This is a genomic window from Tunicatimonas sp. (genome assembly GCF_049647865.1).
Taxonomy (GTDB): Bacteria; Bacteroidota; Bacteroidia; order Cytophagales; family Cyclobacteriaceae; genus Tunicatimonas.
Genome location: NZ_JBARYM010000298.1, coordinates 1 through 6,328, shown reverse-complemented (window position 1 = coordinate 6,328; position 6,328 = coordinate 1). Strand labels below are relative to the sequence as shown.

Annotated in this window: 3 protein-coding genes; all 3 read left to right on the top strand. The window is 44.3% G+C overall.

All coding sequences use genetic code 11. The annotated features are described in order from the left end of the window. Window positions 1–260 precede the first annotated feature (260 nt). The 3 genes from WBA23_RS09145 to WBA23_RS09135 all read left to right on the top strand — a co-directional run bounded on the left by WBA23_RS09145 (window position 261) and on the right by WBA23_RS09135 (window position 6,134). Window positions 261–902: a DUF3244 domain-containing protein gene (locus tag WBA23_RS09145; RefSeq protein WP_424581971.1), complete on the top strand. Its 642-nt coding sequence runs from the start codon at window positions 261–263 to the stop codon at window positions 900–902. 283 nt (window positions 903–1,185) lie between these two features. Beyond that, on the top strand, window positions 1,186–3,627 hold the full coding sequence (locus WBA23_RS09140; protein ID WP_424581970.1) for an ABC transporter permease: 2,442 nt from the start codon (window positions 1,186–1,188) through the stop codon (window positions 3,625–3,627). 86 nt (window positions 3,628–3,713) lie between these two features. Continuing rightward, complete coding sequence (locus WBA23_RS09135) at window positions 3,714–6,134, top strand: ABC transporter permease (protein ID WP_424581969.1); 2,421 nt, start codon at window positions 3,714–3,716, stop codon at window positions 6,132–6,134. Window positions 6,135–6,328 lie beyond the last annotated feature (194 nt).

Sequence of the window (6,328 nt, the reverse complement as noted above, 5' to 3'; positions counted from 1 at the left end):
CATTTCCGATAGTGCTTACAATCAGCTATTCGCTATACAGAGTGTTATAGTCATTTTATAGGCAAATCAATCTAGAAACCTTTGGAAACTCAACGGATAACCAAGTGTAAATTTTTGATGCATTAGTGGATAAAACGGAAAGGTTAGACACCCCATCGCGCGTAATAATAAGCGTAAAGTTGAATGTATTTAATTACATAGTAAATGTAAATAGTTATAATTTTGCACCATTAAATTTTAAACGAAATACTTCTGAAGAGATGAAGAAAAACACGATGACAGTGAAGAAATTAGCGCTAATATGTATGGTGGGGTGTCTGAGTCTGGGAGCGTTTGCCGGTAATAGTCCGGAGGATAACGATGCTGATGTTTCAATTTCACTAAGTGGACAGCACGCTATTGTGGTAGTTCGAGATTGGAATATTGCTGCCAATGCTCCAGCAACTATCAAAGTGCTGGATAAAACAAATAAGGCAGTATACGAGGAAGCGGTTAGTAGCGGAGAGCAACACGCTAGACGCTATAATTTTTCTCAGATGGAGCCGGGAAAATATACGTTAGTACTGGAAAGTAAAACAAGCGAAGTGCGTAGACCCTTTATCGTAGGATTAGACGGCAGCGTTCGTGAGGATAAAAGTGAGTTTTACCAATCTTTCGCACCAATTGTAGTACAGCCTCGGTCAGACCGAGCTTCCGTATACGTTGCTTTTAAAAATATAGCCGACGCACCACTAAAGCTAGCGGTTTTAAACGATAACGGTGAAGTACTTTATTCAGAAGAAGTTGCCGGCGAGCAAGAATATAACAAAAAGGTTAATCTGAAAAAGCTACAACCCGGCAGTTACACGCTCGCCCTGTATAATGCAGATTATTCTTTCTACAAAGAAGTGAACAACTACTAGTTGATGTAAATAATAGATTTCTCTAAGTAGAGCCCGGTCAGAAAACTGATCGGGCTTTTTTTTTGCCCACCAATAGCCGGAATGATGTACGCCCTCGTACAAATATGTCCGTATTCGAACAGTAGGTCTAATGCAAATAGGCTATTATTCGCTATGAATACAGAATTTTCGTCTGGCACAATATTTCAATGAACAAAGGTGAAAGATAGATGGTGTAAGGTGCGGAAGGTTTCTGCATTTCGAACCTTCTACCGTCCAACTTTGACCGTTAATCATTAAAATTATGATAAAGAATTACCTCAAAATTGCCTTTCGTAACCTATTGAAGCAGCGGTTTTACTCAGTTATCAATGTGTTAGGATTAGCTATCGGCTTGGCTGTCTGTCTGCTTATTGCCCTGTTTGTGTTAGACGAGATTAGTTACGACCGCTACCACACTAACGCTGACCGGATTTACCGAGCGCGATTATCGTACAGTCTGGGTGGACAAAGTGGTGATTTTCCGATAGCTGCTGCCCCACTTGGGCGCACTATGGCTGAGACCTATCCCGAAGTAGAGAATGCAGTACGCTTTCGAACCCAGGGCGACTATACCGTTTACCGCGACGATCAGGCATACCAAGAAGAAGACATCACATATGCAGATTCTACACTATTTGCTGTTTTTAATATTCCGCTATTATACGGAAACCCAAAAAAGGCGCTGACTGAAATGAACTCGCTGGTGCTTTGTGAAGCTTCGGTTGAAAAATACTTCGGGGCTGATTGGAGGCTGTCGCCACCGTTGGGGGAAACACTGCTGCTGGGAAGAGGCAAAGAGCCTTACAAGATTACGGGTATTTTTGAGGAGATTCCTAACAATTCTCACTTCCACTTCAATGTATTCCTATCAATGGTTTCGCTAAAGGATAGCCAATCTGAGATGTGGTTGAACAATAATTATTACACCTACTTATTACTGCGAGAAGACGCTAATGTGGCTGACGTTCAGACGAAGCTTAACGAAACCTTTGAGACCTACGGAGCTCCGCAACTTGAACAGTATGCCAACGCTAGCTACGAAGATTTTTTAGCATCAGGCAACTATTTCAACTATTTGTTGCAACCGCTGACAGATATTCATCTTTACTCAGATTTGGAAGCTGAGATTGAAGCCAACGGTGACATTCGATACGTCTACATTTTCTCGGCTATCGCTCTATTTGTATTGCTAATTGCCTGCTTTAACTTTATGAATCTTTCTACCGCTCGCTCAGCCGGACGAGCCAAAGAAGTGGGTATCCGTAAGACGCTAGGTTCGGTACGTAAGCAGATAATTACTCAGTTTCTGGCGGAAGCCCTACTGGTCAGTTTCCTGGCTTTACTGCTCGCCATACTGATGGCCGAAGTGGCGTTGCCCTTCTTTAATGATCTAGCCGGAAAGCAATTAGCGATTAACTATCTTCAGACCTGGTATTTTATTCCATTGTTACTATTGGCAGTAGCAGTCATTGGTTTATTAGCTGGAAGCTACCCAGCCTTCTTTTTATCAGCTTTCCGCCCGGCCAGTGTGTTGAAGGGAAAATTAGCGACCAAGAGTGGCGGACGCTGGCTTCGCAATGGCTTGGTTGTGCTTCAGTTTGGCATCTCTATTACACTGATTACCAGTACGGTAGTAGTCTATCAGCAACTCAATCATATTCGTAACAAGAAGCTGGGGTACGATAAAGACCATGTGTTAGTAATACACAATACGTATAACTTAAATAAACAAGCTGAAACGTTTAAGAACGAAGCATTACGCCAACCCGGAGTGACGGCGGCTTCCCTCACCGGTTTTCTTCCGGCTGATCCTATGAGCAACAACAATAACGCTATTTTCCCCGATAATAACCCCGAAAGCGACCGAACCACTACGGTACCCTGGTTCTACGTAGACTACGACTACGTTCCAACGATGGGAATGAACATTGTTGATGGACGCAACTTCTCCCGCGACTTTGCTACTGACTCTTCCGCTATGATTATTAACGAGGCAGCAGCGAAGTATTTCTTTGGGGAGGATGATCCACTCGGACAGAAATTAAGCAACTTCGGTGAAGAACCCGGCACTTTCGTTACGTACAACGTAGTGGGAGTAGTGGAGGACTTTCACTATAGCACCCTGCGGCAGAAGATTATGCCGATGGTAATAGTAGTAGGTAGTAATATTTCAGCCCTATCATTGCGGGTACAGCCCGAGCAAGTATCTGCCGCAATTGCTGCGTTGGAAGACCAGTGGAACCGCTTTCAGCCGGACCTACCGTTTGAGTACTCTTTTCTGGACGAACGGTTTAATGGCATCTATAAATCTGAACAGAAGCTAGGTATCATTTTCACGGTCTTTTGTTCTCTAGCAATCTTTATTGCCTGCCTGGGCTTGTTTGGTCTGGCTGCTTACACCGCCGAACAGCGCACCAAAGAAATTGGCATTCGCAAGGTGTTGGGAGCTTCGGTCAGTAGCTTAGTGTTAGCATTCTCCAAAGATTTCACGAAGCTGGTATTTATTGCCCTACTGGTGGCTATCCCCACCGCTTACTTTTTAATGAATCAGTGGCTATCTGATTTTGCCTATCGTATCTCGTTAGGCGTTAGTACCTTTGCTATTGCCGGAGGCATTGCCCTAGTGATCGCCTGGCTCACGGTCAGCTTCCAGTCCATCCGAGCAGCAGTGGCTAATCCGGTAGACAGTCTACGAAATGAATAACTTTTGACAGTGAACAATGTATAATTGCTTTTCAATTGCTAAGTTAATTGCACATTGTTCACTGCACACTGCTAATTGAATAAACTATGATTAAAAACTATCTTAAAATCGCCCTACGAAATTTGGCTCGTCATAAGCAGATGACGCTGATTAATATTTTAGGATTAGCGGTGGGAATGGCTGCTTGTATTCTGATTCTGCTGTTTGTGCAGTACGAGCTCAGCTACGATCGCTACCACGAGAAAGCTGACCGCATCTATCGTCTCTCCCGCGAGTGGCGTAATGTCGACGGTGAAACCAATTTGCATCTGGGTCATTTGGCACCGCCGTTTGAGCCGCGCTTGGCCGAAGATTTTCCGGGGATTATTGAATCGAGCGTTCGGCTATTAAATTCTTCATCGGCTCTAATGACTTATAAGGAGGGTAACGCTCAAATTATGGTTGATCGCCTGTTCTTCGCTGAGCCAGAGGTATTTGAGATTTTTACTTTCCCCTTCGTAGAAGGTGATCCGACTACCGCCCTAAGTGAACCTAACACTATTGTACTTACTAAAAGCGAAGCCCGAAAGTACTTTAATGACGAGAGTCCTATGGGTAAAACCCTAAATTTAGACAACGTAGTTGACTTGAAAGTAACGGGCGTGATACAAGATGTACCTGACAACTCCCACTTCCATTTTACGGCATTAAGTTCGTTTGCTACGCTGGAAAACTTTGTAGGTCAGGAAGAAATGGAGAACTACGGTAGTAATAACTATGCTACTTTTATCTTATTAAGCGAAGGCTATAATCCGGATAATTTGGAAGCTCAGTTTCCGGCCTTCTTAGACAAACATTTACCGAACGACTCGGATGTGCCCGCTTCTCAGACCAACTTTCTGCACCTATGGCCGCTCACTGATATTCACTTACACTCCCACTTGGATTCGGAGTTGGAGGCCAATGGCGACATCGCCTATGTGTATATCTATACCATCATTGCGGTGTTCATTCTAGTGATCGCCTGCATTAATTTCATTAATCTGACTACTGCCCGAGCTACCCGTCGGGCCAAGGAAGTAGGCGTTCGTAAGGTAATGGGAGCTGAGAAGACTTCGCTAGTGCAGCAATTTCTGTCTGAATCAGTACTCGTCTCGTTATTTGCATTAGCGTTGTCTGTTTTGTTGGTAACCCTGGCTCTGCCTTATTTTATTGATTTTGTAGACAAACCCCTTACCTTGGATATTATTGGTAACCCATTTCTACTGGTGCTGCTTATCAGTATCGTTCTGGTTGTAGGAGTGGTTGCTGGTAGCTATCCGGCTTTCTATCTTTCTTCCTTTCAGCCCGCCCGGATTTTACGAAGCAGTCGGGGCAGTGCCCGTGGAAATGCAATTTTACGCTCGGGGTTGGTAGTCTTACAGTTCGTTATTTCCATTGCTTTAGTGATCGGCGTAATTACGGTAGAGCGACAACTGGATTACGTAAAGAGTAAGCCACTAGGCTTCAACCAGGAGAATTTATTAGTAATGCGAGTCGGTGGAGAAATATATCAGCAGTATGAAGAATTAAAAGCTCGTTTTCTTAATCAACCAAGCATTTCTAATATTACGCTAACCACGCGCGCACCTTCGGGAAGGCTGCTTGACTCCCAAGGAGGACAGGTAGAAATAAACGGTGAGATGAAAGATTTGGACTTTCGATTAGCTGACGTGAGTGTAGACCACGACTTTATTAATTCGCTAGGAATTAGTTTGGTGGCCGGACGTAACTTTGACATTAACCGAGCTAGTGATTCTACTGAAGCGTTCATTATCAACGAAGCCGCTACGCAAGCGATGGGTTATGATTCGCCAGAAGAGGCCGTCGACCAGAAAATCCTTTACGGTCGTCGGAATGGCTATATTATAGGAGTGGTTCAAGACTTTCACTTTGAGTCATTGCACCAATCCATTGCCCCAATTATTTTCCAGATTCCTAACCGTAGCCGCTCCTATAATTTGGTAGCCCGAGTAGAAGAGGGAGCTACGGAGGAAGCACTAGCCTACTTTAAAGAGCAGTGGGCTTACCTAATGCCTGGATATCCTTTTGATTACTACACCATTGGCGGTCGGTTTGAAGATCAGTACGATGCCGAAGATCGTCTGGGACAAATCGTGCAGTTCTTTTCACTGCTGGCAATTTTTATTGCGGCATTGGGTTTGGTGGGTCTAGCTTCGTATACGGCTGAGCAACGAGCCAAAGAAGTGGGTATTCGGAAGGTGCTGGGAGCGTCGGTAAGCCAATTACTGCTATTGCTTACGCAAAGCTTCTCCAAGCTTATTCTGGTAGCCTTCTTAATTGCCTGTCCGTTGGCTTACTTCGTTATGAACTACTGGCTAGATACCTTCGCTTACCAAGATACACTAAGCGTTTGGAGCTTTGTGCTGGCTGGAGTAGCCGCTTTACTAGTTGCTGGAATCACCGTAGGCTCACAAACTATCAGCACCGCCACGCGTAACCCAGTAGAATCTCTGCGAGATGAATAATGGGTGGGGAGCATGGGGCGAGGGGCGGGGAAGTGCCCCATGCCCCCCGCGCCTTGCATTATAGCTTTAATGTGAAAAGATAATTATATTGAAGAAAATTAGTTGCTATGAATGCTGTAGAATTTGAGGCAAATATTACCGATGGAGTTATTAAAGTGCCTGAGCAGTATCGGGATAAAATAACATCCAATGTG

Coding starts and splice junctions, on each gene's coding strand:
- WBA23_RS09140 (WP_424581970.1), top strand. CDS start 1,186: ATGATAAAGAATTACCTCAAAATTGCCTTTCGTAACCTATTGAAGCAG.
- WBA23_RS09145 (WP_424581971.1), top strand. CDS start 261: ATGAAGAAAAACACGATGACAGTGAAGAAATTAGCGCTAATATGTATG.
- WBA23_RS09135 (WP_424581969.1), top strand. CDS start 3,714: ATGATTAAAAACTATCTTAAAATCGCCCTACGAAATTTGGCTCGTCAT.